Source organism: Amycolatopsis speibonae (assembly GCF_042647925.1).
In the GTDB taxonomy this organism is placed as follows: domain Bacteria; phylum Actinomycetota; class Actinomycetes; order Mycobacteriales; family Pseudonocardiaceae; genus Amycolatopsis; species Amycolatopsis speibonae.
This window is the reverse complement of record NZ_JBHRWK010000024.1, coordinates 184,732-210,351: the sequence shown is the minus strand read 5'-3', so window position 1 is coordinate 210,351 and position 25,620 is coordinate 184,732. Positions and strand designations below refer to the sequence as shown.

Sequence of the window (25,620 nt, the reverse complement as noted above, 5' to 3'; positions counted from 1 at the left end):
GTACTTGGGGCTCAGTCCGTGGGTGGAGTGTGGGGTTGTGTCTACACCTGGATGCCGTCGCCGTTTTTCCGTAATGGGGTTCAGGATGGCGGGGGTTCTGTTGTAGTTCTTGCCGGTTCTTCGGTACTTGCGGTCGGCCTCTGGCTGAGCTCGTGGAGGGCTGCCGGTGGGGTGTGCGGCGTCCGATCGTCGCCGTTTTCTGGCAACGTGGCTCAGAGGGGCGGTGGTGGGGTGCTGTCGTAGGTGAGCCGGTAGACCCAGCTGGGTCTTCGGTACTCGCGGTCGGTCTCTCGCAGGCTTGCCGTTGGGATGCGCGGCCGACCGATCGTCGCCGGTTTTCGGCGACGGGGCTCAGAACGGTGGTGGTTCCTCGGTGGTTTGTGGGCGGGGGTCGTGGAGGGGTGGTGGGGTGCTGTGGTGGGTCTGGCCGGTGGGGGTGGTGATGGTGAGGGTGCCGTCGGGGTCGAGGTGGTAGGTCCAGCCGGGTTCGTCTTTGAGGCGGTGGTCTCGGCGGCAAAGGTCGATGAGGTCGTCGGCGTCGGTGTGGCCGCCGTGCTGCCACGGCACCGCATGATCCAGATCGCAGGCCTGCGCCGGCCGGTGGCAGCCAGGTCTTCGGCACTCACGGTCCCGCACCCGGACGAACTCGCCGAGACCGGCGGTGGGCCGATACCGCTCCCGACCGAGGTCGAGGACTTGCCCGGACAGCGGGTCGGTGATGATCCGCCGCAACACCGTGCCCGGCCCGGCCGCGATCTCCCGCGCCACCCCGGCGGGCAGATGACCATGCCCCGCCAACTCCGCCGGATCATCGTTGAGACCGAGATAGGTGGCCAAGTCCATGTACAGGAACACTTCGGTGCGTTCGCTCGCGCCGCCCTGGCCGCCGAGCAGGAGATCGAGGGCGACGTCGGCGCGCAGCTGGTCCAGGGTGCGGGTCTCGCCGCCGGCTCTGAGCGCCCTGGCCTCGCGATCGATCCGCCGGTAAGCGGCGGTCACTTTCTCGACCGGGCCGTCCTCGACCTCGATCGACGCGACCCCGGTCTCCCCCTGCCGCATCGTGAGACGACGACCCTCCCGATGACGCTCCGCACGAGTCTCGGCACCCTCACGATCGACCGAGATCGCCGCATGACTCGCCGCCTTCCGGATCTGATCGGCGTTCCTCCCCGGTAACCGATCCTCCAGCAACGCATCAGCAGCGAGCGCGTTCTCATCCGACAGCCACGCCGTCGCCGCGGCGACCTTCATCGCACCGAAACCACTCAGTTGACCTTGGTCCATCAGGTGCAGGGTGCGGGGCAGACGGGTGATCAACGCCTCCGCGGCGGCGACCATCGCCCCCGCGTGATTGTCCACAAGAGACAGAGCGAACGCGACCTCCTGCACCACACTCCGCACGCCGTCTCGATGACGGTTCAGCTGAGCGAGCGCCCGGAACCGGACCGCCTCCAGCTGCGCGATCCCCGCCGACGCCGCCTGCGCGAGAGCAACACAATCGCTGTCCTCCAAGGAAAAGACAGCACCGTTGACCGACACCAAGACGTCCGGGTCGATGAGTTCTCTGAGTTGCGCCACAGAGGTGGCTTCGCGTGTGTCCACCCATCGAACATACGACCGAACACCGACACTTTTCGATCATCCAGACGCCACAAGGCGTCGCCGATTTCCGGCAACGAGTAGAGCCGTCCGGTGTCCGGCCAGGACCGGGAACCGAACAGCCCTATCACCCAGAAAACCCAGCCCAGCCGGCTCAGTTCGTGTCGAGCGCGATCGTGACATCCCCGATCGGCAACGGGAACTCGCCGACCTTGGTCGCCGCGCCCGTCAGCAGATCGACGGTGGTGAACACCGACGGGCCGGACGCCGGGTTGAGTACGGCGAACGCGCTCACCGAGGTCGTCTTGCCGTTGGTCAGATCGCTGAAGATGTCGAGGCCCGCGACGGGGCCGGTGTTGATGCCGAGCGCTCCGGTCGGACTCAGGAATCCGTTGTTGGCGGGAGCCTGGACGAGCACCTGGTCAGTGGCCGTGCCGATGTCGAACAACGTGGTCGCGGTGTCGGGGTTGAGGTCGTTGTTCGTGTAGGCGGCGGCGGTGACGCCCCGGGTGGGCCCGCCCGCCGGTGGAGTGGTCAGGATGGTGTCTTCGGTGGTGATGTGGTCGCCGAGGTTGTGCCGCAGGTTCTGGCCGGTGTCGCTGATCACCCGCAGCCGGTCGGCGGCCGGGTTGAAGTCGATGTCGAAGTCCTTGCCTTCCAAAGGAACACTCAGTTGCGAGACCTTCGTGACGACGACGTCGGGTGTCGTGGGCGGGGTCGAGATCGTGTAGATGCAGCCGTTGTTCCCCAGCCCGTACATCAGGCCGTTCTGGACCCGGAAATCGATCCCGATCAGGCCGCTTTCCCCGCAGGTGAGGCCCTGTACGAGCCGGACCCAGTTGAGCACGTGGGGCGCGGTGGTGTTGAAGTAGGCCATCAGCTTGCCGTCCGACGAGATCGCGAACGCCCACTGACCGGCGGCCTGTGCCGAACTCGTGTTCGCGGTGCCGACGACGAGCGCCGCCGCGACGGTCACCGTGGTGGCCGTCGCGACCATTGCTCTCTTCAGCCGTTCCTTCATCAGTACTCCCCTCGCCGGAAACTGGTGTGATCACAAGCTATTGGGCGGCACTGGACGGCCATTGGACGTCGATTGGATCCGGCGTCCGGCGCCTTGCGGGTGCCGGGAAGCGGCGGAACAGTGGAACGACGACGGATTCAGGGGGAGCGATGACGATCAAGAACGTTCTTGCCGGTTCGGTGGTCCTGTGGGCAGGCCTCACGTTCGCCGCCACCGACGAGGCGAGCGCCGCCCGGGACTGCGCGTCCGGGGTCAGGACCATCAAACCGGTCGTACTCGAAGAACCCGGGAAATGGACCTATACCTACAATCTTTCGTGGTGCGCGGACGGTGGGGCGGTCGTCTGGGTCGTTCCCGCGGTGACAGCGCGGGTGCACTCCGCGGCCTGCCGATGGATCGGCCGGATAGAGGAGTCGGTGCGGCCGACCAAGGACGAACGCGGCCGGTGGACCGCCTTCGACATGAGCGAGTTCTCCTGCACGGACAACGCGGGCAAGGAACACGGCGTCAACCCGTGGGTCGTCGTCACCTTCGAGCCCGCGGGCGCGTACGACACCACAAGCGGCATCGCCGCGGCGTGAATCAGGCGCGAAGGATCGCCTCGACGGCGGCCGCCGCCCGTTTTCGCAGCGCGCCGTAGCCCGCCTGGCCTGCCAGAGCGAGCGCCTGCCGGGCCTGGCCGAGGTCGCCGGTGGCGGTGGCGAGCCCGATGAGCGCGTCGACCTCGGGGTACCGGTCGCCGGTTTCCCGCAGCAGGGCCAGGGCTTGCCGGTACCGGCGGACGGCGTCCTGCCGATGGCCCGTACGCCGATGCACGCTCGCGAGCGCGACGAGCGCTTCGCCCTCACCTCGCGGTTCGCCGGTCTCCCGCGCGAGCCGCAGCCCGTCGCGCGCGTGGTCGAGCGCGTCGGTGAGGCGGCCGAGATCGCAGTACACCGAGGCGAGCCTGCCGAGCGTTTCCGCCTCCCCGGCGCGGTTCCCGGCCGCCCGGTGCAGCACGAGGGCCTTGGCGAGCAGCCCGGCCGCCTCGGTGGCACGGCCGCGGGCGTGCTGCACCTGGCCGAGGTTGGCCAGGTTGATCGCCTCCCCGTAGCGCGAACCCATCCCGCGATACCGGTGCAAGGCCTGGACGTAGTGCATCGCGGCCTTGGGCAGGTCGCCCATCTCCCAGTGGACGAGCCCCAGATTGCCCAGCGCGACGGCTTCCCCGGCGGGTCTGCCGGCGCGCCTGCTCAGCTCCAGCCCGCGGGAGAACCGCACCGCGGCGGCCGGAAGCCGCCCGGACTGCCAGTACGCGCAACCGAGGTTGCCCAGCACGGCGGCCTGCGCTTCCACCCAGTCCGAGCGCCGGGCGAGCACGAGCGCGCCGGTGTAGTGCCGGACGGCCTCCCGGTACCGCCCCTGACGGAAACTCAAGTCCGCCAGGCTGAACCGGGCGGACGCGCGGGCGCGGGGATCGCCGTCCTCCTCGGCGGCGGACAGCGCGGCCCCGGCGGCCGCCCGCCATTCCACCTGGCGCACCGACATCCAGAAGTAGCCGCGCAGGGCGTCGGCCAGCAGCCAGGCCACCGGACGCGGCCCGTTCCGCGCCGCGTCCTCGACGACGGCGACGAGGTTGCCCAGTTCGGTCTCCAGCCATTCGGCCGCGTTCTCCTTCGCGGCGGTGGGCGCCGGGCCGTCGGGTACGGACAGCGGAACCCGGAACATGTGCGGGTACACCAGCTTCGCCGCGCTGTCGACGCCGCGCAGGTACCACTCGTGCAACCGGCGGCGGGCGGATCCGCGTTCGGCCGGGGATTCCCGCGACGTCAGGCGATCGGCGGCGTAGCGGCGGAGCAGGTCATGGAAGTGGTAGCGGTCCGGCGCGTGCTGCTCGACCAGGTGCGCGCCCGCGAGCGTGTCCAGGATCGGGCCCGCCCGCTCGACGCCGGTGAGGACCTCGACCGCCTCGGCGCCGATGTCGTTGCCCGGCACCAGGCTCAGCAGCCGGAACACCCGGCGCGTTTCCCCGGGCAGGGCCGCGTAGGAGAGGTCGAAGGCGGTCCGGACGGCGATCTGCTCGTCGCCCGGCACGGTGAGCGCGGCGAGCAGATTGCCCTTGCGCAGCTCGATGGCGTAGTCCTCGATGCCGTGCCCGGGGTAGTCGGCGAGGTTGGCAGCGGCGATCCTCAGCGCCAGCGGCAGATACGAGCACAGCCCGGCCACCTCGGCGGCCGCTTCGCGCTCGGCCCGGATCCACTCGGAACCGAGCACCCGCGCGAGCAGTTCCAGTGCCTCGCCGGGATCCAGCATGCCCAGGGTGAGCCGCCGGGCGCCGTGCAGGGCGACCAGCGCGGTCATCCGGTCCCGGGCGGTCACCAGCACCAGACAGCCCGGCCCGGCGGGCAGCAGCGGCCGGATCTGCTCCACGCCGTCGGCGTTGTCCAGCAGTACCAAGGCCTTCCGGTCGGTCATCAGCGTCCGGTACAGCGCGGACGCGGTCTCCGTGTCCGCGGGCAGGCGTTCGGCGGGGACCTCCAGCGCGGACAGGAACCGGGTGAGCACTTCGAGTGCCGTCGCGGGCGGCCCTGGCGAATGGCCGCGCAGGTTCGCGTAGAACTGCCCGTCGGGGAACCGGTCCTTGACCCGGTGCGCCCAGTGCACGGCCAGCGCGGTCTTCCCCGCCCCCGCCGTCCCCGTGATGGCCGCCAGCGCCACTGCGCCGCCGGAGCCGCCCGCCTTCGGCACCAGTTCGTCCAAAATGGACAGTTCAGTCGTCCGGCCGGTGAACCCGGGCGGTTCGGCGGGCAGCTGCCGGGGGACCCGGGCCGAGGGACGCGGGCCGGGCGGCGATTCCCCGTCGTCGAGCAGGGCGGCGTGCGCCACGAGGAGTTCGGGTCCGGGTTCGACCCCCAGTTCCTCGACGAGCCGCCCGCGAACCTCTTGGTAGAGCCGGAAAGCCGTCGCCCGCTGGCCCGCGCCGTGGTACGCGCGGATCAGCCGGGCCTGCGCGGGCTCGTCCAGCGGCTGGTCCGCGGCGGCCTCGACCAGCTCGGTCAGCACTTCGTCGGGGGCGCCGATGGCGAGCATCGCGTCGCCGTACCTGGCGAGCAGCGCACGGCGTTCCGAGATGAGCGCCACGACCTTCGGATGCGTTGTGAGCGAGGGGATGTCGGCCAGCGGTTTGCCGCGCCACCGGCGCAGGGCCTCGCCGAGCAGGGCCGCGGCACGGGCGGTCTCGCCGTCGCGCTGGGCGTCGTTCGCTTCGGCGGCGAGCCCGCGGACGTGGGGCAGGTCGATCTCGACGGCGTCCCAGCGCAGCGCGTAGCCGCCACCGACATACGGCAGGATCTCGCTCCCCGAGCGGGACGGGCGATCGGGTTCCAGCAGCCGACGCAGGTGTTTGACGTGGGTCTGGAGGACGTTCACCGCGCTGCGCGGCGGCCGTTCGCCCCAGAGCGCGTCCACCAGGTCCTGCTTGGACATCGCCTCGCCGCCGGCGAGGACCAGCAACCCCAGGACGGCGCGTCGGCCCGGTGGGCCGAGGTCGACTTCCGACCCGTCGAGCCATACGCGCAGCGAACCCAGCACCTGGATCCGCACAGCCGTCGGCGCCACCGGCAGGAACGTAGCGAGCCGTCCCGCGCCGCACAAGGACGAACGGCGGAAAGGGCCCCGCTGCGCCCGGCTTTGGGGCCGCTCAGGCTAACGCGGTTCGGCGGGCAGGAGGTCGTGACCGTTCCAGGTGAACCGGGCCGTGGTGACCGCGTCGTCGCCGTCCCCGCCGGTGATGAGCTGGTGGATCCCGACGCCGCCGAGTTCGGCGTAGGTGCACCACTCGTGGTCCGACGTCAGCATCAGGTCCAGGTCGAGCGCGGACAGCAGGGCGAACACCTGCCCCCGGTTGGTGGTGTCGACACCGACGAACACCTCGTCGAGCAGGATCACCCTCGGCGCCTCGGGCGCGGCCTGATAGTGCGCGGCGACGGCGGCGAACAGCGGCAGGTGCAGCGCGATCGCCTTCTCCCCACCGGAAAGCGCGCCGTGCAGCTTCTTGGTCAGCAGTTGCCAGCCCGCCCCGTTCGCGCGGTCCACCTTGACCACGAACCGGTGCCAGGACGTGTAGTCGAAGACCTGCGCGAGCTGCTGCTCCCAGCTGGTCGCGGTGTCGTCCGCCTTCGCCTGTTCGACGCGTTCACGGAAGAACTTGTGCAGCGAGACGCGATCCTCGGCGGTCAGCTCGTCCGGATCCTTCAGCAGCAGGTCCCGCGCGGTCTTGGTACCCGGCGGCAGGTCGGGGGAGACCTGCCAGACCAGCCGGACGGCGACCCTGGACGCGGTCCGCACCCGTTCCAGCCGCGCGTTCATGCGATCGACGAGGTCGTTGGCCTGCCGGATGCGGGCCGCGAGATGGCGGCGGGTGTCGCCGGTCAGCGTCTTGTCGAACAGGTCGCTCTCGCGGCCGGTGATCTCGTGCCTGCTCTGTTCCGCTTCCGCGTAAAGGATCTTCAGCAGTTCGGCCGCGCCGACCCGCAGCCCGTCGACGACGGCGGTGAAGATCTGGACGTCCTCGTCGGTCTCCAGATCGAGTTCCGCGCGCGAGCTGAGCGTGTTCCGGCAGGTGTGCACGGCCTCGGAAAGCCGGTGCAGCGCCTCGCCGAGGTTGCCCGTCGCGTGCGGCACGGACGGCCACGCCGCGGCCACCAGACGGGCCGTGTCGAGCGCCGCCCGCACCCCCTCGGAGGCGGACAGGGTGGCCTGGAACTTCGGCAGGTCCTCGATGCCGCCGTCGGCGGGGAAGACCCCGGTGGCGAGCTTCCGGAACCGAAGCGCGGCGGCGTCCTGCTTCTTGGCGGCGTCCTCACGGGCCCGCGCGTCGTTCGTGCGCCGGACGCCGAGGGCGCCCAGCGCGACGGCCAGCTCCTTGGCGTCGGAGTTCGCGGCGCGGAGTTCGCCCGAGAGCTCGCGCAGTTTCGTGCGCAGGCCGTCGATCTCGGCGAGCACCTCGCGCGAGCCGGTGCCGACGGATCCCTCGATCGCGTCCAGCATCGCGGTGAGCTTCGTGCGCTCGGCCTCCGCCTCGGCGGCCTCGTCCTCACGGCGGACCGCGTTCCCCGCCGACCGGTCCGCCTGTTCGGCGAACGTCCCGGCCCGCTGGGTCGCCGTGAACAGGTTCCCGTGTTCGTACAGCCAGTTCTCGCCCTGGTCGGAGTAGGTGCGCAGGGCCGTGGCGAGCGCGGCCAGCGGCGCGCGTTCGGTCGGCAGCCCGTGGTCGGACGCCTGGCCGGTCAGCTCGTGCAGGGCGGTCTTGGCTTCGGACTCCAGCGCCGAGACGGCCGTCTCCCGGTGCCGGACGGCGGCGTCGGCGGCGGTCAGGTCTGCCTCGGCCGTGGTCATTTCCCCGGTCGCGGCAAGGAGATCGTCGTGACCGGGGCGGGCGGCGCGTTCGATCTTGATCAGCTCGCGCCTGCCGCGCAGCGCGGCCAGTTCGCCTTCCAGCTCGGCGATGCTCTTCTCACGGCCGGTGATCTCGTCCCGCAGCTCGGCGATCCGGCGTTCACGGGCACGCGAGCGGGCGGAAGCACCGATGTAGGACGGGGCCTCCTTCGCCCAGCTGCCCGACAGGCCGCCCATCCGCCAGCCGCCGTCCGCGCCGATCGCGGCCGGGCCGGTGGGGAGTTCGTCGTCGAACGCGATCACTTCCAGCACCCGCCGGACCTTCGCCGGGGCGACCCCGGCGTCGGGTTCCGGTACGAGGACGTCGGCGAGCGAACGGCCGGAGGCCACCGGCAGCGTCCCGGTTTCGGCGAGCACGTCGTGGCCGTCGACGACACCGTGGGAGTTCACCCAGGCGTCCAGCAGCCCGGCGCCTTCGAGCGCGGCTTCGATTCCGGCGTGCGCGCTTTCCGGGACGGAGCTCGCGAAATCGACCAGCCGCCACAGCGGTGCGCCGCGCATCTCGGTCCGGTCCGCCGTCCTGGTGCGCGGCGACTCCGGCTTGAGGACGTCCTCCGTCTCGAGCACGCCCGCCTCGACGAGGAGTTCGTCGTGCTCGGTGCGCGCGGTGGCCAGCGCGGTACCGGTCGCCGATTCCCGCCGGATGATGTCTTCGAGCACGGTCTCGGCGACCGCGCTGATCCTGCCCAGCAGCGCGACTTCCGCCTCGGCTTCCCGCACGAGCGCTTCCACGTCGGGGAACCGCAGCTCGCGGCAGCCGATCGCCCATTCGGCGAGCCGGGTCCGCAGATCGCTCAGCGCGAGTTCGCGGGTCGCCGTCGTGAGGTCCAGTTTCTCCTGTGCGGCCGCGAAATCCGACCTCACCCGGTCCAGGTCCGCCTCGGCCTGGTGACGGCGTCCGACGGCGCGTTCGTGCTTGTCCAGTGCCCGGCCGAGGGTCTCCACCTGGTCACGTTTGCCGCGGACGGCGGCCTGCAGCAACGGGCGGAGCCGGGCCGCCCCGCCCAATCCGGCGACGAGTTCGTCGTGCACGCCTGCCAGGTTCGCGCGGGTCGCGGCGGCCCGGACCTCGGTCTCCTGCGCACGGACGAGGTCGGCCTGACGCTTCACCACCTGTTGCGCCGCTCGCGAGCGCTCCTCGTCGGCGTCCGCCTCGGTCCGGAGCCGATCGGCGTCCGCGCGGAGCGTTTCCGCCTTTTCCGTGGTGGACAGGGTCCGCTGCCGCAGCTTGTCGAGCTCCTGGCCCTTTTGGTACGACTCGGACTCGGTCAGCCCGGAAAGGCGGGCTCCGGTCTCTTCGACGTCCTTTTCGAGCTTCGCCGCGCGTTCCTCGGCTGTTTCCTTCTGCGCGGCGACCTCGTCGTGCTCCTCGGCCGAACGGCGGGCGGCCGCGGCGAGGTCGTCGAGTTCGGCGGTCGCGGCGATGAGGTTCGCCGAACCCGCGCGCAGCACACGCTGGGCGTAGGTCTTCTGCCGCGCGGCGAGCGCTCGGGTCGCGTCGACCTCGGTCTCCAGCGAACCCAGCCGCTCACGCTGCGCGTCGAGCCGTTCGAAACCCTCGGCGAGATCGGCGATCTCCTGCTGCCCCAACGGCGGAAGCGCGCGGGAGAGCAGGTTGGACAGCAGGCTCGGGTCGAGCCGCTGCGAGAGTTTGGGCATCCGCAGCTGGAGCAGCGCGGTGATCAGCGCGTCGTACCGCTGCTCGCTCAAGGTGGGGAACAGCTTCGCGCGGATCTCCGTGCGGTACTCGGCCGCGCCGGCGTGCACGGTGCCCTGTTCGCCGAGCGCCTCCTCCAGCGCGTTCTTGGTCAGCGGCTGGCCGGCCTCGTTGACCAGCGAAAGGCCGTCGCCGATCCGCAGCCCGGTGGTGAAGAAGTCGGCGTGCACCGTGCTGGTGTGCGTGCTGGCCTGCAGCCGCGCACCGCAGGTGAACCACTTGTCCCCGGCCATACCGAATTCGAGCCAGACGAACCCGACGCGCGTGGCGCCGGAAGCGCCTTCGCCCATCAGGTTCCAGTGCATGCTGCGTTCGCTCGTGCCGAAGGTCGAAAGCCGGTTCGCGCGCAGGCTCGCGTCGAACAGGAACGGCAGCAGCAGCTCCAGCGCCTTGGACTTCCCGCTCCCGTTGGGGCCGCGCAGCAGCAGGCGCCCGTCGTGGAACTCGAAGATCTCGTCGTAGTAGCGCCAGATGTTGAGGATGCCCGCGCGGGACGGGATCCACCTCGTCACGGTCACGGCGCCTCCTCGTTGCGGTCGGTGTACCTCGCGGCGGCCGGGAGCGGCCGGACGAGTTCGGCTTCGATGCGGACCAGCCCGAAACCGGTCAGCACCGCGAGCGCGTCGACGGTCAGCCGTCGCACGCCGTCCTTGCCCCGGTAGGTCTTGGCCCAGCGCGGGAACCGTTTCAGCAGTTTGGCGGTCGCCTTCTGCAGGTAGTCGGTCGTCCGCGGCTCGTCCAGCGCGTCGAGCAGCAGGAGCGCGGCCACCTTGGCGTTGCTGCCGTCGTCCGGGAACTTCTCGTCGGTGGCCAGCCCGTCGACGTCGACGAGCAGCACGCCCTCCGCGCGTTCTTCGAGGACGAAACCGCCCTGTTCCGCGGCGCGGCGCAGCAACTGGCGCCCGGTCGGCGACCCGAGGTACGCGCGCTCCTCCGCGGTCAGCTCGGCGAAGTACAGCACCGGGTCGTCGACGAGACGCCGGAAAACGGTGTGCCGGAGCCACAGGTTCCGCTGGACGTCCGAAGCGCTCGGCGTGTCCTCGTGGCGGCCCGACGAGAGGCCGTAGCGCTGCTCGTGCGACACCGCCTCCAGCAGTTCCTCGAACCGCAGCGCGACGTCGTCGGCGGGCACGGCCAGCTGCGACGGCCCGACAGGTGCGGCGAGCATCCGCAGCAGCAGTGTCGCGTCGACCCGGAACAGCACCTTCGCGGTGACGTCGTCCACAAAGGACTCAGTGTCGCCGTCGGCCGTTTGGAGGACGCCGTAGGACTCCAGCAGTTTGAGGACGTCCACGAACGCGAGCCGCTCGGCCCGGGAAGCGACGTCGAACGTGGTCACGAGGTCGTCGGCGGCGCTCGCGTGCGCGACGCGGCCGGCGAGCAGGCCGATGGTGGTCACCGGCACCGTGAGCAGTTCGGCCGCCGCCACGCACAGCAAGACGTAACGACGGCGGTCGAACGCCGCGCGCCCGGACCGCAGCCGCCGGGCGGGACGGCTGGGATCGACGGCCGCGCGGACCTTGACCAGCCGGGCGTAGCCGAGCCGGGGTTCGACGGTGAGCGTCCAGCCGCAGTAGTAGTCGAACCACTGCCGGATGGGTTCGCGGCGGCGGCGGATGAGGTCGAAGGTCTCGGGGGAGCCGCGTTCGCCGATCAGCGGCTTGGCGAGTAGCGCCCGGATCCCGCGCGCGACCTCTTCGCGTTCCGCGATGACCAGTTGGTTCGTGAGGCTCACGCACCGCCTCCGGCCGTGCTGATCTCGATTTCGTAGTCGGGGCCCCGGAAGACGCCGCTCGTGGTGGTCAAGCGGGCCACGGCGCCCTGGGGAGGTGGCCGGAGAACGATCTCGATCTGGCCGTCGGACGTCGTGCTCCGCCGGGTGCCGTCCGCGCCGACGGGGCTGCCCAGTGCCTGCCCCAGCAGGTCCAGCAGCCGCTCGAAAACGGTGTGGTCCAGCTTCTCGAACGCCGAAAGCCGCACGACCCCACCGGTGTCGAGCATGCTCCACGCCGCTTCGAGTTCGGCGCGCTCCTCCTGGGCTCGTACCGCTCGCGCTGCCCGGAGCGCGGTGACGTCGCGGACGCGTCCGGTCTTGGTGAACCGCTCGGTACGGCCCGCCGACCGGAGCAGTTCGGACACCTCGACAGGCGGCGCGTCGAGCCACGACGCCGTCGTGCTGACCACTTCCGGGTCCGCGTGGGCCAGATGCGCGTGCCGCGCGGAACTGAGCCCGAACATCGTGGACCACAGGCGATGCAGGTCCTCCTGCGCCGGGACGACGGTGAACCACCGCGCCAGCTCGCGGAAATCCGCGACCGCGCTGCTCGCGCGCCGCCGCGACTCGGTGATCCGGTCCAGCACCTGGAGGAGGGTGACGATCGCCCGCCGCGCGAGAACGTGCAGGTCCTCGACCCGCGGCTCCGCGCCGTCCTCGGGCAGGAACCACGCGCGCAGCCCGGCCCACCGCGCCTTGCGGACGTCGAGCCAGCGCTGATCCGGGCTCTGCAGGGCCGCACCGTTGAGCGCCCGCCGGTGCACCCGCTCGATGCCGTGGTCGTCGATCTCCTTGATGCGGGTGGCGATCGTGTGGGTGTGGTGCTCCAGGTCGTTCAGGAACTCCTGCAGATACGCGACGGTGGCCGCCTTGACCTCGTGGAACGTCACGAGATCGGCTTCGGCGTGCAGGAGCCGCTGGAGGTCGCCGTTGAAGCGCTTCGTGTTGTCGCGGAATGCCTCAAGATGGCTCTCGACCTCGGCGAGCGTGCTGAACACGCGCCGGTCGGTGCCGTCTTCAAGCTGCTTCGCGAGCTCGCCGAGCCGCTCACCCAGCGCGTCGAGGGTGGCCGTCTGCAGGGCGCCGGTGGCGTTGAGCACCTCGTTCGCGCGGACCACACCCGCGTACGCCGCTTCGCCCTGCCTGGTCAGCGAGTACTGGAGATTGCGGCGCTCGTACTCGGACGCCGTCCGATAGTCGCCCGCGTGGTTCTGGACGACGTCGAGGTGGCTCTGGCTCCTCAGCTGGTCCAGCGCCCTGACCAGCTCATCGTCGTCCAGCGTCTCCAGCCAGCCGGCCGCTCGCAGCTCGGTGCGGACGTCGTCGATGCCGAGCGCCGTCTCGAGTCGCTCGTTCGCCTCACTGAAGGCATGAAGGATCGCCAGGGGGAGCCCGGATCTGCTCCCGTCGGTGAAACGGAACAGCTCGGGCGGTACACGGAACGGATCCATGCGTCCTCCGGCGGATGGTGCGTGGATCTACACGTTAGGGGGTCACCCAGACGAGTCCGAACGGCCCATCTTTTTAACGCTGAGTACTCACGTGGTGAACAACTCGAGGCGCACCGTGGTCCCTCGCAAGGTGACCTCGCGGTACACACGACGGCCGTCGACGAGCTGGTCGTCCCGCATGACCCCGGGTGCGAAGCGCGACGCTTCGAGCAGCTTGGGCACGTCCTCCGCCGGAAGGGACAGGACGACCACGTATCGCGCGTCGATGCCCCGGTCGTACCGCGTCTCCAGCACCTTGCCGCTCGCGGGCATCGAGATCCCGCCGAACTTGAAGGCCTCTTCGGGCTTTGGGGCTTCTTGTGTCGTCGCGCAGCCGGTCAGCAGGAGGGCCAGAGCCGCGAGCAGGAGCTTCACCCAGTGTGAGACGCGCGGGGGACGTAAGCGTTCCGTCAACTTTCGGCGATCAGAAGCTCCCCGCGGTCGAGTGGTGAGCCTCGGGAGACTACTTCCAGTAGCTCGGCGAATCTCTCGAGCATCACCCGATGCTCGTCGGCGCGTCCGGTGAAAGGCTTCTTGCCTGACCAGCGGAGCCACCCGCCGTCCGCCATGGTGCCACCCTCGAGAGTCGAGAACGGGGCGTCCGGTGTTCCCTCGCCGTGCAAGGTCTCAGACCTGGCGTCGAAGAACTCGGAAGCCCGCGTGGGGTCCACGTCTTCGACCAATGCCGCAGCCGCGCGCAGGTCCGAAACGATCGAGCACCGGCTGGGAGACGAAGCCGACCGCAGTATGAACAGGGCGAGATACTCCATTGGCGAAGTGTTCCGCAGCGGCTCTGTTCTCAGAGTGAAGCCGACAAACCCGGCTGGGTCTCGTGCGGGGTCCGGCATGCTTCGCAACCGAAGGCCGTGTCCGCCGGAAAGCGAGAAGTACGGCATGCCCAAGGCGGACATCATGACAGCGGCCACGCGGCGCGCTTGCTGGTCCGGAAACTCCGGTGGTACGGCCGCTAGACGGACATAGCGTCGAAGAGCACCCATCGCAGGCCTCCGCTGATCATCGCGTCGTCAAAGCTCTCAGACCATGGAACGCGCCTTCCCGCCTCAGGGCAGGGCTGTATGCGTGATCGGCAACAAGTTTGCGGAACTGTCAAATTGCGATCCGGGCAACGCTCTACTGATGTGGCGGTTCGGTGCGAGACCATCGCCAGGGAGGTCGCCATGGACGCACTCCACCCGTTTTGGTCGTCGCCCGAGGTGCTGCACGCCGCCGCGACTGCCCGGTACGGCTGGTTGACCAGGGCCGTCCGGCACGCTCGCCGGCTCACGCTGGCGCAGGTGGCGAGCCGTTGTCACCTCTCCTTGAGCACGTTGTCGAGGATGGAGACGGGCCAACGCAAGCTCATCGATGTCCATTACTTGCGGACCCTCTCCGAGGTACTGGAAATCCCGCCGCACCTCTTTGGTTTGGCGCCCGCATTCACCGGCGCGGCGCAAATGCGCGAAGATGGCACGCCGGTTAATGTCGGCACTGCTATCTCCGGTGGACAGGACGGTGACGAGGCGATGCGGCGACGACAGGTGCTCGCGGGGCTGGTCGGTGTCACGATCGCCGGGGTCCTGCCCGGCACGGCGCGTGCTTCCGCCGACGAGGAATCTCTGGAAGCACTGCTACTGGCGAAGTCGCAGTGCCCGGCCGTGCCTGTACCACTGGTCACGCTGTCACAGGCGCTCGCCGGCGCGCAGAGAAAGTTCGAAGCCTGCGAGTACGCGGACCTCAGTCACGTGTTGCCTCAATTGATAGCCACCGCACACGCGAGCAAGGACGCGTCCGTCGGGCAATTGCGGGAACGGATGTCCGCGGCACTTGCCAGGGCATACCTGCTCGGTTCGGAACTGGCAGTCAAGCAACACCGTGATTGCGTCGCCCGAGTCGCCGCCGATCGGTCTCATACGGCGGCCGAGGCCAGTGGCGACCCGCTGGTGATCGCCGCGAGTTCCCGGGCCATCGCGATCGGAATGCGGCGACACGCTCTCAGTGCTCCCGAGAAGATCGACAGGGATGCCGGTCTGAACGGTGCGATCACGATGCTCACCAGGACCGCTCTTGATCTGGGAGCCGATCGAGGCGACCCGCCGGTTTCGCAACTCGCGTCCTACGGCTCGCTCTTGTGCACCGCGAGCTATTCGGCGGCCCAGAACGGGAACACAGCTCAAGCCGTTGCGCTCATCGAAGAGGCAGAGGACGCGGCGCGGCGGTTCAAGGCCACTGGAAACGGAATGGGCAACGCACAATTCAGCGCGACCACCGTCGCCGTCTATCGCATCGGTGTGCACACCACCCTCGGTGACACCGCGCGGGCGCTGACCTATTTCGACTCGGTCGATCCACGGCGACTGCCGAGCGCAGAGCGACGCGCGCGAGCGCTCGTGGACGGCGCGCGAGCCTGGAAGGAGCACGGCGACGTCGAGCGTGCGGCGGGTGCGCTGCACCACGCCCATGACTGTGCACCTCAGGAGCTCGGCAGACCGTCGGTCCAACGGCTCATCACCGCCATGGTCGATTCACCTGGGCGTACTCCGGCTGTCCTCTCCGCGCTCGTTCGTCGGACTTAAGCGTTCCGTCACACTTGGACGGGGATGACAGGGGCGGTGCGACGCGTTGTACTGGGTGTCAACGACCAGAGGAGATCAACAGTGACGGAAAAGGCTGTTCTCGCGGGCGGCTGCTTCTGGGGCATGCAGGACCTGTTCCGCCGGCACCCCGGAGTCGTCTCCACCAGGGTCGGCTACACCGGCGGCGACGTGCCGAACGCGACCTACCGCAACCACGGCTCGCACGCCGAAGGCATCGAGATCGTCTTCGACCCGGCGAAGTTGTCCTATCGGCAGATCCTGGAGTTCTTCTTCCAGATCCACGACCCGACGACGCGCGACCGCCAGGGCAACGACATCGGCGCCAGCTACCGGTCGGCGATCTACTTCACCGACGACAAGCAGAAGCAGGTCGCCGAGGCGACGATCGCGGACGTCGACGCCTCCGGCAAGTGGCCCGGCAAGGTCGTCACCGAGGTGACCCAGGCCGGCGACTTCTGGGAAGCCGAGCCGGAGCACCAGGACTACCTGGAGCGCATCCCGAACGGCTACACCTGCCACTACGTGCGGCCGGAATGGCAACTGGGCGAGCGCTGATCGCGTCCCGGCCTGCTCCTTCAGGGCAGGTCGGGATCCGGGTGTTCAGCGATGGCGAACTTCTCCAAGCCGAGCATGCGGACAAACCTATCGCTGCACAGCGAGGCGCTGATTGGCCTCGTCGAGGCTGAAGCGCGCAGCGTCGAATCGGCTCGGGTCATCGAGACCGAGCCAGCCGACTATGTCCTGGTGCTCTTCGTGGCCAGGCTCGCCGAGGATCTGGATCAGCCGCGCGTAGCCCCCGGTGCCGCCGACGTCCTCCGGCGGGCACGCCGCTTGGCCGGCGACGCATCGCGGATAACGCCCGTCGGCCGTGGCGACCTTGGCTTCCTCGACGAGGATCTCGTGGTCCCAGCTGTCGCCGAAGTCGTAGTTGTACTCGAGACGGCCACCAGGCTTCACCAGGTCCTTCAGCCGCACTTTCCTTTCGTCGCGGTATTGCAGTTCAGGCTCGGCTTCGCCGTAGTGCGTCTCTCCGTCGAGGAAGTAGTGCAGGTGGTAGTTTTCCCAGCCCATCGCGGCCTGGATGACCACATGCAGCCGGTCGAGCCGGATGTCCGCCGGAACCAGCACCCGCCGCCACACCGGGAGCCCCTCGATCTCCAGCAGAGTGATCTTGACCTGGTAGATCGGATCACCGGCCTCCGGCATACCCAAGAGCCGTCGCATACCCGCCCGACCGAGATCGGTCAGCTCAGCGGATTCGTCCCGGAGGGTCACCGCCCCCAATCGCCGCAGGGCCTCGAGTACCTGCTTGGTGTCGCGGTCGGTCGTGATGCGCAAGGTTTCGAGCTGGAGTTCGGTGAGATCGTCAAGGACGTAAGGCGCACTCACCACGTTCCAGACCGTCGTGCACAAGCGCGCGATGTCGACGGCGCCCTCAGCGTTGTACAACGAGGTCAAAGCCGCGCGACTACCGTCGGCGAACTCCGGGCGCAGCAGTGACTCGCCGAATCCCGGGCGCAGGAATACCTCGCCCACCTGGTCGAACCTGGTGAACAGTGCGAGCCACAGCTTTTGCGGGTCATCGAGAAGCGCCTGATTCTTCTTCACCTGCACCAACCGTTGCCCGGTCTTGCGGACCAGCCCCGCCACCTTGGCGCACTCCACGACGAGCATCAGGTCGAGCAGACGCTCGCTCGACCTGGTTCGGTACACGTGGTCGCCGATGGTCTGCTCGAGCACGTCGCTGGTGCCCAGCAACGGCACCAGTGCTTTGGCGTCAGCCAAGGTGAGACGCCCGGTCTGGGTGAGCTTGCGCCCCGCGCCCACCCATTCGGTGAACGCGCGCACCTGCTCGACCAGTTCAGCCATGTCAAACCTTCTCTGTTCGTAGTCGCGCGGCGTTGTCGAGAAGATCGGCAACGGTTCGCCGTGGAGCGGCGGTAGCCGTGGTGTGGATGTCGCGGAATCGGCGAAGCAGCTCCATTCGCACGGTCGTGCCGGGTTCTCGAACGACCCGTGCCAGAAGCTCGTTCTTCTCGGCGAGCGGCAGCTTCTTTATCCAGGCCATCATCTGGTCATCCGCGGCGCCGGCGAAGGGTGGGCTGGTCCGGGCCGCGCTGGCGAGAAGTTCGTCGTCGAGGCGGAGGAAGTCGGCGAACGCTCGTTGCGGCGCGGTGAGCGTGGCCAGGCCAGGCGGCACAAGCGGCTCAAGGCTTTGGTCCGCGTCAGGCTCGAAGGCGTTTTCGTCTCGCTCCCAGTCGCCGTAGCCGGCCAACCAGGCGAGATAGAGGGGGCGGAGATCGCCCGCCGCGAGTTCGGTGCGGACTCCCACGGTGGCTGACAGCCGTGCTTCGGCCTCGTAATTGAATTCGAAGTCGTCGGACTCGTCCTCGCTCGTCATGTCGAGTACGAGGAACTCGTCCGCCGTCCAAGCAGAAAGATGGTGGCCGACGCGGTAGTCCTCGACCGTGTCGAGATCCAGGACGTGACGTGGCAGGCGGAACATGAGCCGGCGTGTTCCCCAGTTGCTCACATAGACAAGGGCGGCCTGCTGACGTTCGTCCAGCGGACTGTCGATCGCGAGGAATTCGTAGTACTGGTATTCACTCATCGTTTGACTTGGCCGATCCTTCAGGCTGTTGTCCGTCGAGTCGACAGGTTAGTCACCTTGCCAGGAGCAGCTCCTGCAGCCCCGTTTTGATCTGCTTCGGCGTCATGCCGTTTTGCCGCTGGTAGACGTACTGCGCCGCGGCGAGCGGCGCCAAGATCGCGTCCGCCCGGAAGTGCGCGTCGACGTCCGGCTCGATCTCGCTGATCAGCGAGACCAGGTGACTGTGGTGGAGCCGGTACGCGCCCGTGACGAACCGCGCCATCGGCGTCTCGGTCTCCGCGACCATGAGCAACTCGCCATGCGTCTCGAGCCTGTCGACGTACGCGTCCGTGAACGCTTTGAGCCGCTCTTTTGGTGGCGCTCCAGGGCCGAGCGGCGGCGGCCCGCCGATGAATGCCTCCTGGAACTCGCGCTCGTTCTCGTCGAGCAACGCCTGCGCCAACGCACCCTTGTCCGGAAATCGGCGATACACGGTGCCGATCCCGACGCCCGCCTCCGCCGCGACCTCGTCCAACGCGAGCCCGTCGATCCCTTTGGCCGCCACAAGCTTGGCCGCCGCGCGGACGATCTTCTGCCGGTTGCGAGCCGCGTCCGCCCGCTCTACCGGCCCGGATCCTGCGATGGGAAGCACTCCGTGAGCTTAGTCGGTGGACAAGTGGAACTTTCTCCAGTTAACTAAGTGGAGGAACTTCCACTTAAGGAGACTCGGATGTCCGTCGAACACTTCGCCAGCAGTGATGCCTCAGCCTGGTTTCAGCGACTTGACCAGCAGATCTTCTTGGCCGACGTCCTCTCACAGGACAGTGGCGCGGCTATGTCCGTCGGCTTCGGGCGCTACAAGAAGGGGGAGAAGAACCCGTGGAAGATGACGTACGACGAGGCCCTCGTCATTACCTCCGGAGTCTTTACCGTGGAGGGTCCTTCGGGCTCGGTGACGGCACGGGCCGGTGAGGTGATCTACCTTCGGGCCGGGACCGAGGTCGTCTACGCGGCCGATGAGGACACGGAACTGGTCTACGTCACCTATCCGCACTGGCTGGCGGCGACGGAGTCCTCCACTGAAGCGCATCGCCTCGACGACTTCCGCGAGGCGTGACAGCTAGTTCTCTGGGGCATTTGGCTGCGCGGTGGCAAGGCCGACGGCGAACAAGAGTCCATCGGCAACGGACTGTGCTTCGTCGACAGTCAATTCGAAGCCTTCTACGTTCCCTGGGAAAGCCAGGAGAACTATGGGAGCCGCCTCTCGAAGGCGCTGTTGCAGGTATACGGTCGCGAATTGGACGAAGTGTTCGTATTCGTCGCCGACGCGGCAGCTGTCCAATTCCTGAAGACTCAGTGGAGTAGCAGACTCCCACCTGCTGAAATGCAAACGATCTGGGGGCTGGTCGTATGCCTTGTGGGTTCCATGGCACCAGTGGGGGCAAGGTTCAGTCTGCCACCACGGGTGACCTGTCAGTGCGCAGGCTTCCGCCGCTTCGTCGGCGCACGCCCAAACGGCCGAAGAGTCCGGATGGTGCACTGGAATTCGTTGACCTTCAGGGGCGTCGTCGATGCCACACACGAGACAGACCGTTCCCTTGAGCTGGTCTGAAGACGGAGCGAGCGTATCTGGGAGTTCCGCGTTACGCGCCGCGACAGCTGTTATCTGATCGTTCATCGGCGGATCAGTGGTCGAGGTGTCCTGGTGTGAGCACAGCGGGGTGCAAGTGGCATGACCTCGCACCCGATCCGGGGAGCCTGATTCGGGTAGAGCTGTCACGGACATGATCCTCCGCTTCGATGTGGTGGTCCTGCATGGTGGAGTGGTCGGAACGGCCGCTCATTCACGAGACTCGGACGAACCAGAAGTGTGATGCGGATTTCACCAACTTCTCTCCGTGCTCAGGTGCGGTTTCGTCAGTTGATCAGTGACCGGTATGGCCCCGACCGCGCCGGCGCTCTCCGCGGCCTGACGGCCGTTTGTCGACGGAATTGATCACAGGCCACCGTGGCGTACCTGTACTTCTGCGCCATCCGGGTAGGGGTTGCTGACATCGGCGCCGTGTCGGTCGTAAAGTCGGACGCGGTCGGCCGCCGGGGAGGACGGGTGCTGGACGCGCAGAATCATCAGGGAAAGTTCGGCCACGACTATGTTCGCGCGCTCGCGTCCGCGGCCGGACTGCTCGTCTACGAATACGATCTTGACCGGGTGGGAATCGATCTCGGGTTCAGGTTTCCCGGTCAGCCGGGCGGTTTGGCTTCGCCTGCCATCGAAGTCCAGGTGAAGACGTCTTCGAACCCGAAAATGACCGGCGATGAATGGCATTACGACGGGCTCACGGAGCAGCAGTTCAACTGGCTTGCCGGACCCGACTTCACCGTGCCGCGCTACCTGTTCCTGTTGCCGGTACCGAACGATCGCAACGAGTACGCGCGGTTCGAAACCGGCGGGATGCTGTTGCACTACCTGGCGTTCTACCTGTCTCTTGAGAACGAAAAACCGATCGACGAACCCAGCACGAGTCGTCGGCGCAAGGTCAAGGTTCCGCTCGGCAACGTGCTGACCATCAAATCCTTGTTGCGTCTGTTGTTCGATCCTGCTCCGGCGGGAGCGGCGTGAACGGGCAGCTGTCCGTCGCCGATATCTCGAGCTACTTGGAACACGCCGGCTGGCGGCGACGGGAAGAGCTGTGGCGCGGTGCCGCGCTGTGGACGCATGTCGACGCCGACGACCTGCTTGTACCGGCACGTGACGGTATGGGTGACAGCGAGCTTCGCGTTGCCGAGATCGTCGAGGTGCTGGCGATCGCCGAGCAGCGGCCCGAGGATGAGATCGTCCGGGATATCAATTCCCCGGACGCGGACCAGCACTGGTACCGCACGTTTTCGACAGGTCTGCCGAGTGGGTTCACCACACTCCGGGATGGCGCGCAGGCGTTGAACGGCATGATCACCGTGTTCGGCTCGGCAGCACGCGCGGTGGTCGATGGTCCGCATTTCGCCTTCTCCGACGACGCCCCGGCACTGGTCAGCTCGCTTGTGGACCGCATTGAGCTCGCTCCGACCCGTGCGGGCAGCTACGTCTTCCCTGTCCGCGTCCCGCTGGGTGACGATCCGGAGCTGACCAGGCGGGTCTCCCTGCAACTGCTGGACGCGGCGGTCGCGGTCCGAGACGCGGCGGTATCCGGTGACCTGGCGGCGTTCGACAGTACGGTCTCCGCCGGGGTATCGGCGGAACTCTGTGAAGGCATGCGGAACCTGGCGGGAGCTGATGGCCGCGAGCCGTTCGAGATCGGCTTCCGCTGGGCTCGAGGACTGCCTGCCGAAGCCGCCCCGGTGAGTGTGACGTTTCCTGTGGGCAGTGCCGAAATCATCGCCGCGGCCGCCGACCATCTGCGACGTCGGAGCCCATCCGGGGAAGTCACCGTGACCGGCGTCGTCGAAGGCCTGCACGACCAGCCGGCTCACGACGACCGTTGGCGAATCCGCGTGCGTGGCGAGATCTCTGGCGTGAACGGCAGCCGTCGCGTGCTGTGGGCCCGCCTGAGCGGCCAGGACGCCTATAGCGCTGCGATCGCCGCGCATCAGGAGCGGCATCTGGTCCGCGCCCGCGGCGCGCTTTCCGAATCGGGCCGACGTGCGGAACTGATCACGGTCGACTTCGAAGTATTGGGCTGACAAGGGAGTACGAATGCCCGACAGGAAGCTGAACGCCAAGCAGCGGGCTGTGATGCTTGTGCTGATGGCCGAGGGGCGCGAACTGTCCAACACCGAGATGGACGAGCTGTACGGACTCCGCCTGACCGGCCAGGATCGCGAACAGCTCGACGACCAGGATCTGGTGACAAGCGGCCGATCGGGCAATGGCCCGTTCGTTCTCGGGTTGACCGACTCAGGGTGGGGCTGGTGTGCGGACGAACTCACCGCCGGTCGTCCGAATGCGTCCCGTCAGGAGTCCTTGGGCAAGGCTCTATACGCCGTGCTTGCCGGTCTAGGGCGCTATCTGGAGGACGTCGAGAGGGGCCTCGCGGACGTCTTCTCCTGCGTACCGGACGAATCCGTGGAGGACCGGATTCGCGCGATCTACCGGAAGCTCGCCGAACGACCGGGCGACTACGTCAGCCTCACAGACCTGCGGCAGGAGCTCAACGGTGTATCACGAGCGGAGACCGACAAAGCACTCCTGAACCTGAACCAGGAGGAGGGTGTGACTTTGGCTCCGGAGGAGGATCAGAAGTTGTTGGCTGAGCACGATCGGGCCGCGGCACTCCATTTGGGAACCCAGGATATTCATCTGCTGGCGATCGAGTCGTCATGACGCCGGATGAGCGGCGAGCACTCGAGGCGCTGCGCTTCAATTGGGCGTGGAAACCCGACGATGTGTGGGGTGATTCGCGATTCCATGTCGAAGGCATGCATGCCGAGGTGGACCGTGAGGTGCTGGCTGGTCTGCGGGATGCGAAGGAGGAAGCACCACGAAGTCCTATCGGCCTCGTGGTGCGCGGCCAACGTGGTGCGGGCAAGACCCACCTGCTCGGTTGGGTTCGCCTTCAGGCACAACGGGAAGGTGGCTATTTCTTCCTGGTCGACCTGGACCAGGTCAAGGATTTCTGGGCAGGTGTATCGCTGGCCGTGCGGCGCGACTTGTTGCGTGTCAACGGAAGTGGGGAAAGTCAGCTTACGGTTCTCTTGCGTCGTCTGGCGGCGAAGGCGGGGCTCGCACAGGAACGGACACCGGCGATCACGGGGGAGACTCGTCCGTCCAAAAAGGACATAGATGATTTTCTCAACGCGTTGCGCATAGTCGACCTGCAGGTGGCTGCGGAATGCCGGTTGACGCTGCGGGCCTTGGTGCTCTACGGATCGCCCGACGACGAGCTGAGCACGATCGGCGGGGACTATCTAGGTTCGTTCGACGAGTCGAGACCCGGCGAGCGTGCGGAATGGGGGATTCGCCCGTCTCCACGTGCCGCGCGGCTCGTCGTCCGTGACGTGTCCTGGCTACTGGCCATGACCGGGCCGACCGTGATCGCCGTGGACCAGCTCGATCCCATCGCCGCACAGTCCGGTCCCGACATCACCGGCACGCTCTCGCTTGAGCGGGTCGCACTGGGGCTGATGGCGCTCCACGACAACACCCGCCGGGCACTTTCGCTGGTCGCGTGCATCACGCCTACCTGGAAAAAGATCAAGGAGGCGGAGTTCGCCACGGCCGCCGACCGGTTTCGCGAGGTCGGAACGCTGGGCCAGATCGCGGACGCGGCGATTGCCCGCGAGATGGTGGTGCAACGGCTCGCCGTTCCTTATGCCGAGGTCGGCTTCGTGCCGCCGTACCCGACCTGGCCGATCGCGGAGCACGCTTTCGACGGCATCGAGAAGCGGTTCACACCTCGGGCGTTGCTGCAACGAGTCGACACACACGTGCGGTACTGCCTGCGCGTCGGCAAGGTGTCCGAATTGGATGGTCTGGACACTCAATCGGAAAAGCTCGAGGACGTCGTCCCGGCGCAGCGGGACCTTTCGTCTATGGACCATAAGTTCGCCGAGCTCAAGCAGAATTCTGACGTGCGTTCCGCGCTCGATTCGGCGCACGAGGACCGGATCATGCGGGAACTGATGATGGCGGCACTCACCGCATGGATGGTCGAGCAGGATGGTAGCGGCGTGGAGTGGAAGGTCGATCCGCCGTTCGGCACCAGGTCTCCGCTACTGCACGCGCGGCTCCGCCGGACGCTCGACGAAGAGACCGAGGCCGAGGCGCACTGGTCGTTCCGGGCGATCGCCCATCCGAACCCTCGGGCTGCGCAAACGAGGCTTCGCAATGCCCGTCTCGAATCGGGACTTCGTACGGACGGGACCCGGAACCTGGTGATCCTGCGCAACTCGAAATGGCCCGGGGGCCCGGTGACGGCCAGAGAGGTGTCTCTGTTCAAAGAGGGCGGTGGCCTCGATCTTCCGGTCACCGACGACGACCTGCGTACTTTTCGCGCGCTCGAAACGCTGCTGAGGGAGAAGCCGCCGGGGCTCGAGGCCTGGTTGATCGCCCGCAAACCGGCGACCGGAACCGAAGTGCTCGGCACGGTTCTCGGCACACAGGTCGAGGCGCGGAGCGCACCGGCGCCAGGGGGGCAGGCGAAAGAAGAACCGGAACTAGCCGATTCGAGGTGGATCACGGTAGGCGAGACCATGGCCGACGAATCACCTGTGAGGATCGCGCTCGAGGCGTTCAGGCGGCATACCGCGATCTTCGCAGGGCCTGGGTCCGGCAAGACGGTGCTGATCCGCCGTATCGTCGAGGAGTGCGCCTCGCGGGGGGTGTCGTCGATCGTGCTGGATCCGAACAACGATCTGGCTCGGCTCGGGGATCCCTGGCCAGAGCCGCCTCCGGGCTGGCAGCCCGGCGATGCCCGGCTCGCCGATGAGTATTTCGCTGGTACCGAAATCGTTGTGTGGACGCCAGGGCTGCAAGCCGGACGGCCACTGGGTTTCCAACCTTTGCCGGACTTCGCCGGTGTCGGCAAAGACCCGGACGACTTCAACCGAGCCGTTGAAGTCGCGGCGGCCACTCTCGCGCCGCGGGCGAACATCACTGGGCGGGGCAACAAGGCCGAGTGGAGCAAGGCGATCCTCCGTGAGGCACTGGACTACTACGCACGTCGAGGCAAGCGGAGCCTGGAGGGGTTCATCAGGCTGTTGGCCGACCTCCCGGAGGGCGCGAGCACCCTCGACGGCGCGCCCAAACTGGCGGCGGAGCTGGCGAAGTCACTGCACGCCGCGCGGGTCAACGACCCGTTGTTCGGCGGGTCCGGCGAGCCTGTCGAACCTGGCGTCCTGCTGAGCCCGTCACCGGGTAAGAAGTCGCGGGTCTCGGTGATCAGCTTCGTCGGACTTCAGACAGAGGAACAGCGGCAGGGTTTTGTCAACCAGTTGCAGCTGGAGCTGTTCGCGTGGATCAAGAACAATCCCGCTGGAGACCGGCCGCTCGGTGGCCTGTTCGTCATGGACGAGGCGCAAACCTTCGCCCCGGCCGGCGCGTCCACCCCGAGCACGCAGAGCACCTTGATGCTGGTCGCGCAGGCGCGAAAGTTCGGCCTGGGCATGGTGTTCGCGACGCAGGCGCCGAAGGCCATCAACAACCGTATCGCCGGCAACTCGGCGACGCAGTTCTTCGGGCAACTGAACGCACCCACCCAGGTGGCAGCGGCTCGGGGCATCGCTCAGTCGAAGGGCGGCACGCTGGACCACATCGGCGCGCTCAAGGTCGGACAGTTCTACGCGACTACTGAAGGCACCCGACCCCAACGGGTGAGGACGCCGAACTGCCTCAGTCACCACCCGAAGAGCGCGCTGACCCCCGAAGAGGTGATCAAACGTGCCACAACGTGATCTGAAGTGGACT

The 25,620-nt window shown here is 67.8% G+C and carries 20 protein-coding genes; 8 read left to right on the top strand and 12 right to left on the bottom strand.

The window, feature by feature from the left end; translation table 11 throughout:
- Positions 1–351: 351 nt before the first annotated feature.
- Positions 352–1,542 carry an HNH endonuclease signature motif containing protein gene (locus ACFOSH_RS18430; RefSeq protein ID WP_378240211.1) on the bottom strand — a complete coding sequence of 397 codons (1,191 nt, stop codon included), beginning with the start codon at positions 1,540–1,542 and terminating at the stop codon, positions 352–354.
- 211 nt (positions 1,543–1,753) lie between these two features.
- On the bottom strand, positions 1,754–2,620 hold the full coding sequence (locus tag ACFOSH_RS18425; RefSeq protein WP_378240168.1) for a DUF4394 domain-containing protein: 867 nt from the start codon (positions 2,618–2,620) through the stop codon (positions 1,754–1,756).
- A gap of 149 nt (positions 2,621–2,769) precedes the next feature.
- Between ACFOSH_RS18425 and ACFOSH_RS18420 the strand changes: the two genes are divergently transcribed.
- Positions 2,770–3,201: a hypothetical protein gene (locus tag ACFOSH_RS18420; protein ID WP_378240167.1), complete on the top strand. Its 432-nt coding sequence runs from the start codon at positions 2,770–2,772 to the stop codon at positions 3,199–3,201.
- 1 nt (position 3,202) lies between these two features.
- Here ACFOSH_RS18420 and ACFOSH_RS18415 read toward each other — a convergent pair whose 3' ends face one another.
- The 6 genes from ACFOSH_RS18415 to ACFOSH_RS18390 all read right to left on the bottom strand — a co-directional run bounded on the left by ACFOSH_RS18415 (position 3,203) and on the right by ACFOSH_RS18390 (position 13,807).
- On the bottom strand, positions 3,203–6,217 hold the full coding sequence (locus tag ACFOSH_RS18415; RefSeq protein WP_378240166.1) for an AfsR/SARP family transcriptional regulator: 3,015 nt from the start codon (positions 6,215–6,217) through the stop codon (positions 3,203–3,205).
- Between the two features lie 87 nt (positions 6,218–6,304).
- On the bottom strand, positions 6,305–10,291 hold the full coding sequence (locus ACFOSH_RS18410; RefSeq protein ID WP_378240165.1) for a TIGR02680 family protein: 3,987 nt from the start codon (positions 10,289–10,291) through the stop codon (positions 6,305–6,307).
- The gene (locus ACFOSH_RS18405) at positions 10,288–11,508 is read right to left on the bottom strand and encodes a TIGR02678 family protein (protein WP_378240164.1); all 1,221 of its coding nucleotides are present in this window, start codon (positions 11,506–11,508) and stop codon (positions 10,288–10,290) included. The genes ACFOSH_RS18410 and ACFOSH_RS18405 overlap by 4 nt, the downstream gene beginning before the upstream one ends.
- Positions 11,505–12,998 carry a TIGR02677 family protein gene (locus ACFOSH_RS18400; RefSeq protein ID WP_378240163.1) on the bottom strand — a complete coding sequence of 498 codons (1,494 nt, stop codon included), beginning with the start codon at positions 12,996–12,998 and terminating at the stop codon, positions 11,505–11,507. Before ACFOSH_RS18400 ends, ACFOSH_RS18405 begins: the two co-directional genes overlap by 4 nt.
- Positions 12,999–13,085: 87 nt before the next feature.
- Positions 13,086–13,412: a hypothetical protein gene (locus ACFOSH_RS18395; RefSeq protein WP_378240162.1), complete on the bottom strand. Its 327-nt coding sequence runs from the start codon at positions 13,410–13,412 to the stop codon at positions 13,086–13,088.
- Between the two features lie 35 nt (positions 13,413–13,447).
- Positions 13,448–13,807: a hypothetical protein gene (locus ACFOSH_RS18390; RefSeq protein ID WP_378240161.1), complete on the bottom strand. Its 360-nt coding sequence runs from the start codon at positions 13,805–13,807 to the stop codon at positions 13,448–13,450.
- 408 nt (positions 13,808–14,215) lie between these two features.
- Here ACFOSH_RS18390 and ACFOSH_RS18385 point away from each other — a divergent pair, with 408 nt between their 5' ends.
- Together ACFOSH_RS18385 and msrA are read left to right on the top strand one after the other, a co-directional pair.
- Entirely contained in the window at positions 14,216–15,610 is a 1,395-nt protein-coding gene (locus ACFOSH_RS18385) for a helix-turn-helix domain-containing protein (RefSeq protein ID WP_378240160.1), read from the top strand.
- An 81-nt stretch (positions 15,611–15,691) separates the two neighbouring features.
- The gene (msrA, locus tag ACFOSH_RS18380; RefSeq protein ID WP_378240159.1) at positions 15,692–16,186 is read left to right on the top strand and encodes a peptide-methionine (S)-S-oxide reductase MsrA; all 495 of its coding nucleotides are present in this window, start codon (positions 15,692–15,694) and stop codon (positions 16,184–16,186) included.
- A gap of 87 nt (positions 16,187–16,273) precedes the next feature.
- Here the strand turns inward: msrA and ACFOSH_RS18375 are convergent, their stop codons facing one another.
- Genes ACFOSH_RS18375 through ACFOSH_RS18365 form a run of 3 tightly spaced genes read right to left on the bottom strand, consistent with a single transcriptional unit; the run spans position 16,274 to position 18,873 of the window.
- Positions 16,274–17,500 carry a plasmid pRiA4b ORF-3 family protein gene (locus ACFOSH_RS18375; protein WP_378240158.1) on the bottom strand — a complete coding sequence of 409 codons (1,227 nt, stop codon included), beginning with the start codon at positions 17,498–17,500 and terminating at the stop codon, positions 16,274–16,276.
- A gap of 1 nt (position 17,501) precedes the next feature.
- Positions 17,502–18,242, bottom strand: a complete 741-nt coding sequence (locus ACFOSH_RS18370) for a hypothetical protein (protein ID WP_378240157.1) — start codon at positions 18,240–18,242, stop codon at positions 17,502–17,504.
- Positions 18,243–18,294: 52 nt separating this feature from the next.
- Positions 18,295–18,873, bottom strand: coding sequence for a TetR/AcrR family transcriptional regulator (locus ACFOSH_RS18365; RefSeq protein WP_378240156.1), 579 nt, complete (start codon positions 18,871–18,873; stop codon positions 18,295–18,297).
- 78 nt (positions 18,874–18,951) lie between these two features.
- Here ACFOSH_RS18365 and ACFOSH_RS18360 point away from each other — a divergent pair, with 78 nt between their 5' ends.
- Positions 18,952–19,338: a cupin gene (locus tag ACFOSH_RS18360; protein WP_378240155.1), complete on the top strand. Its 387-nt coding sequence runs from the start codon at positions 18,952–18,954 to the stop codon at positions 19,336–19,338.
- 3 nt (positions 19,339–19,341) lie between these two features.
- On the opposite strand, the gene ACFOSH_RS18355 is transcribed toward ACFOSH_RS18360, so the two are convergent.
- Complete coding sequence (locus ACFOSH_RS18355) at positions 19,342–19,899, bottom strand: DUF6907 domain-containing protein (protein ID WP_378240154.1); 558 nt, start codon at positions 19,897–19,899, stop codon at positions 19,342–19,344.
- A gap of 330 nt (positions 19,900–20,229) precedes the next feature.
- On the opposite strand from ACFOSH_RS18355, the gene ACFOSH_RS18350 reads away from it, so the two are divergent.
- From ACFOSH_RS18350 to ACFOSH_RS18335, 4 genes are read left to right on the top strand one after another with little or no spacing between them, the layout of a single operon-like run.
- Positions 20,230–20,841 carry a DUF4365 domain-containing protein gene (locus ACFOSH_RS18350; protein ID WP_378240153.1) on the top strand — a complete coding sequence of 204 codons (612 nt, stop codon included), beginning with the start codon at positions 20,230–20,232 and terminating at the stop codon, positions 20,839–20,841.
- Complete coding sequence (locus tag ACFOSH_RS18345) at positions 20,838–21,899, top strand: hypothetical protein (protein ID WP_378240152.1); 1,062 nt, start codon at positions 20,838–20,840, stop codon at positions 21,897–21,899. Before ACFOSH_RS18350 ends, ACFOSH_RS18345 begins: the two co-directional genes overlap by 4 nt.
- A 13-nt stretch (positions 21,900–21,912) precedes the next feature.
- Complete coding sequence (locus ACFOSH_RS18340) at positions 21,913–22,539, top strand: hypothetical protein (RefSeq protein ID WP_378240151.1); 627 nt, start codon at positions 21,913–21,915, stop codon at positions 22,537–22,539.
- Positions 22,536–25,607: a helicase HerA domain-containing protein gene (locus ACFOSH_RS18335; RefSeq protein ID WP_378240150.1), complete on the top strand. Its 3,072-nt coding sequence runs from the start codon at positions 22,536–22,538 to the stop codon at positions 25,605–25,607. The genes ACFOSH_RS18340 and ACFOSH_RS18335 overlap by 4 nt, the downstream gene beginning before the upstream one ends.
- The last annotated feature ends 13 nt before the right edge of the window (positions 25,608–25,620 follow it).